3 protein-coding genes and 1 pseudogene are annotated in these 3,589 nt (G+C 39.0%); 1 reads left to right on the forward strand and 3 read right to left on the reverse strand.

Annotation, left to right across the window (positions count from 1 at the left end; all coding sequences use genetic code 11):
• Positions 1 to 102 precede the first annotated feature (102 nt).
• Together ACCI49_RS23940 and ACCI49_RS23945 are read right to left on the reverse strand one after the other, a co-directional pair.
• The gene (locus ACCI49_RS23940; RefSeq protein WP_371841765.1) at positions 103 to 921 is read right to left on the reverse strand and encodes a hypothetical protein; all 819 of its coding nucleotides are present in this window, start codon (positions 919 to 921) and stop codon (positions 103 to 105) included.
• Between the two features lie 30 nt (positions 922 to 951).
• Positions 952 to 1,659 carry an alpha/beta hydrolase gene (locus ACCI49_RS23945; protein ID WP_371841767.1) on the reverse strand — a complete coding sequence of 236 codons (708 nt, stop codon included), beginning with the start codon at positions 1,657 to 1,659 and terminating at the stop codon, positions 952 to 954.
• A gap of 515 nt (positions 1,660 to 2,174) precedes the next feature.
• On the opposite strand from ACCI49_RS23945, the gene ACCI49_RS23950 reads away from it, so the two are divergent.
• Positions 2,175 to 2,792 (forward strand): hypothetical protein, encoded by a 618-nt coding sequence (locus ACCI49_RS23950; RefSeq protein WP_371841766.1) that lies wholly within the window; start codon positions 2,175 to 2,177, stop codon positions 2,790 to 2,792.
• A gap of 634 nt (positions 2,793 to 3,426) precedes the next feature.
• Here the strand turns inward: ACCI49_RS23950 and ACCI49_RS23955 are convergent.
• Positions 3,427 to 3,589: pseudogene (locus tag ACCI49_RS23955) on the reverse strand (IS5/IS1182 family transposase); the annotation flags it as partial.

Consider the following 3,589-nt stretch of genomic DNA (forward strand, 5'->3'; position numbering starts at 1 on the left):
ACACTGTCACAACTGACGATCCACTTTCCAGATCGCTTGGAAAAATACATCAGCTTATGAGGCCATTTGGCTGACACAGAGTTTTGAACACCCTCGCCCCAGTCACGAATTTACTCTTGAGTAGACATATGCAGTTTTGGTTAACCCCTCTGAGTCAATCCATTCCACCATATTTATTAATCTATTAAATACTTCGTAGGCTCTTTCCGCCACATCACCCTCAAATCGTTCTTTCTTGTCCTTATACCTGAAACTAAACTCGACAACAGCTGGAATCTCAGTCTGCCCGATACCGTCGTACCAAACTATTAAGGCGCACTCTGCCTCTACCTTAGGGACCTTACCAATCTGAAAATCACCGCCTGAAACTACTATTTCTTTAGCCGTAAAATCTCCCACAACACTAATTAACTCACTCCCTTCAGTATTATCAAGCTGCTCCCCTAAATTTGGGAACAACCCCTCAGGGTCATTTATCTTATTGATAATTTTTGTGTTCGATATAGGCTGTGCAGAAGAAAAACTATATAATTTTAAAAACGGAGGCTTAATATCTTCCTCAAATTTAGTCTTTACGTCTTTCTCATAAGCGGCCCTCATATCTCTATCTTGAGAGATATATCGATCTGGATGGCGAAATTTAAGTGTAACTTCTCGCGAATTAGTATTAAGGTCAACTCGCTCTCTAAATGAGTAATTATGTTTTTTAAGTACTTGATGATCGCTATCATAAAATTTTACAAGCCTCCGGTTTTCTATTTCATCCAACTGACCATCGGTATCAAAAACCAGATCTTTAATTGAACCTTTAAACTCATTCCAAAAAAAACTAGCCTGGCTTCGCAAACTAACCTCTGAACCAACAAAACGGTTAACCTTAAGCATAACCTTATATTCACGAGAAACCACATCTTGCCACATAACTATCACCAGAATTTTGAGGTTTCAAACCTAGAATTGATACGCATTAGTTCTTGGGTCATAGGTCATACCTAGCACTCGCTCACCCCTCCTCCCATGCATAAACTCATGGAAAACGTCCCTAACCACCCTATTTGTTTTCTTATAAAATAGCCCATGTGTTCCACCCACATTAGGACCACCAGTGAAGTCAAAATATAGTGCCTTCTCTGAATATAGATGGCCAGATGCCCGACCCAGCCTCTCCCTTCGATTGACCATTTCAGATTTTTTTAGCACCCCATCATCCTCGTTAATCGTAATATAAATTCGCTTACCTATAGACATTCTATCAACCCAGTGTTCATGATTTATACGATCAACATCAGCCTGGCATAATATGATATTATCAAAAATATTTGCTCCTTCATCATCAGAAGAGCCGCCCATATAACTGTAAAGAAGACGGTTACCAAGACTATATGCTAAAAGTGAAAATTTTATATTACACTTTTCTGCAGGATAATTTCTTAACGACTTCTTCATATAGCGACCAACTTTTTCTAAAGCAGAAGCTAATGCTCCAGCAGAAGCCAGGGCAATCTTGCTTGCATCCTTGTACTCATCTACTGGATTCCCACCAGGGTTAGACGGCCAAGAAAAAACAACAACTTTTACTCCATATCTCCACTCCAAACGACGCGCTTGATTTAATCTTTTTACAAAAGGCTTATCAAAGCCATGCATAAAAAAACACAGTCGCTGTTGTCCCTAACAAGCTCTTTTTTAAAGAACGAAATATTTTTTCTGACGGTATATTTGATTTTGTTATTTTCTTTGGCTCTTCTACCAACTTGACCCGCCATTTACCCCCCCCTTTATCTCAGCCTCAGCAATTCTAATTTCATTCGCCCCTTTACGATTTAACTTATTCCCAAAAGCTCTATGATTAGCAATGCCACTCTTAAACTCTTCCCATCTTATATTTCGATTCGCAATAACAAGCATTTCTTAAACCCCTTACTATTTCAAAGTAAACTATAGGCATACAAGTTGGAATGTAAAACATTCCCTTAAAACCACTAATAGAACCCAATCAATTACTAGAACTCATGCTGGCATAAGGTCAAGTTATCACCCTAAACTCTCCTATTTGTCTCCGTATCACTCTCCCCAGGCAATTGCCATGTCAACTTTATTTCATTAATTAACACTTATGCTTCAACTCGCACTAAACCTAATAATGCAAATTATTCAAATGATGGAGAGAAATAGTGGGTACTCGCATAAGAAGCTTGACGCTATTAATTAGTATATTTTTTTCAGGTGGTACCATTGCTAATGAGGTTTTAAACAATGTACTAGTGGACTCTCATTATGACTCTCTAAAGTCTATATCTGAACGCTCAATAGCCAGCTCAAACGTCTCCCTATCTGACATCAATCAACTAGCAAATAGATCCAGGTTTCTAGTGGAACAATCTAGCGAATCTATACGGGCAGACTTATCCGTTGATGGTACCTCAGTATCAATTATTGCGGAAAAATCCAAAAGCGGCCCAGACTTTCTCTCCATAACTATCAAGGCGGCCAACGCAAACTACAATATAGAACTAGACATTAAAAACAGTGAGTATGTAATCTCTGGATATGGTTCAAAACTTGGAACTGAAGGAAAAATACTTCTTTACGCTATGCTTACGAAAATGACAGAAAATAAATGGCAAAAATCTGAAAACCTATACAAATCCAAATCATACAGAATTGTCAACTGGTTCTCTGAAATGCCAGCTGGTATGGTAACGCATATTATTGACTCAAGAAACAAGTCAGAAAAGGGTGAACCAGACCCAGACCCTTACAATAGATCATCCATTATACCGAAAACATAAGTATTGGCCCCTTAGACTTACTGCGAAGTCAGAAGGAAAGAATACACTACACTCAAGACGCGCTGTGAATACATCACTGTAAGCTCGTAATCGGCATCCAGGCCTCTATATCTAGCCCAAAGCTGATCGGCGCCAGGGTTCCTCCTGTTTGCGGAGTGTTCTCGCCTTATAAAGCTTAGCAAGGTAATATTTTTCTCCTTCGTAGATATATGCTTACTTGGCCTTGCCAGAAATCTCCTATTCCAGAAATAAGCCTCAATACCAAACTTATCAATGAGCAGTTTCTTGATTGCAGTGCCGTATATCTCTATCTTTGGGGCCTGCTCTACCGGCGATAAAGGCATCTTGAATAAACGTATCTGCTGAATACCGCTTTTGTGACGAAATTGCCTCTCAGAAAGGAGTAGAAAAAAAAGCCATCATCAACACATATGGTCCCCAAGCAATTCCTGGAGACTTTCACCCGGTTAATTTATGGGCATCTCTATAAATTCGGAGATAAATTTACGAATTATTGGAGTGCTATTTTATGGTTGAGTTTTAGTTGTAAAACTGAGCTTATTCGATAAATATTGATAGTTAGTGTGTTTTATAATAATTCCAAGTAAAACTCATATCCATTTTATCCCACTCTTCATGCTGCGGGCGCAATTCGACTGTATAAACTGACAAATCGACGCATGTTGTAAACCAAATTCATCATGCCAACCTTAACATTGGCGCGCGCAAGTCCTATAGTTCGAACGAACATTCCTCCCTGTTCATTTTCCATAGAACCAAATACATGCTCAACTCTG

Origin of the sequence: Microbulbifer epialgicus, from assembly GCF_041447265.1 — a bacterium.
GTDB lineage: Bacteria > Pseudomonadota > Gammaproteobacteria > Pseudomonadales > Cellvibrionaceae > Microbulbifer > Microbulbifer epialgicus.

Bases quoted from the DNA above. Each gene is read 5' to 3' on its own strand.
- ACCI49_RS23940 (WP_371841765.1), bottom strand. From the start codon at position 921: ATGTGGCAAGATGTGGTTTCTCGTGAATATAAGGTTATGCTTAAGGTT.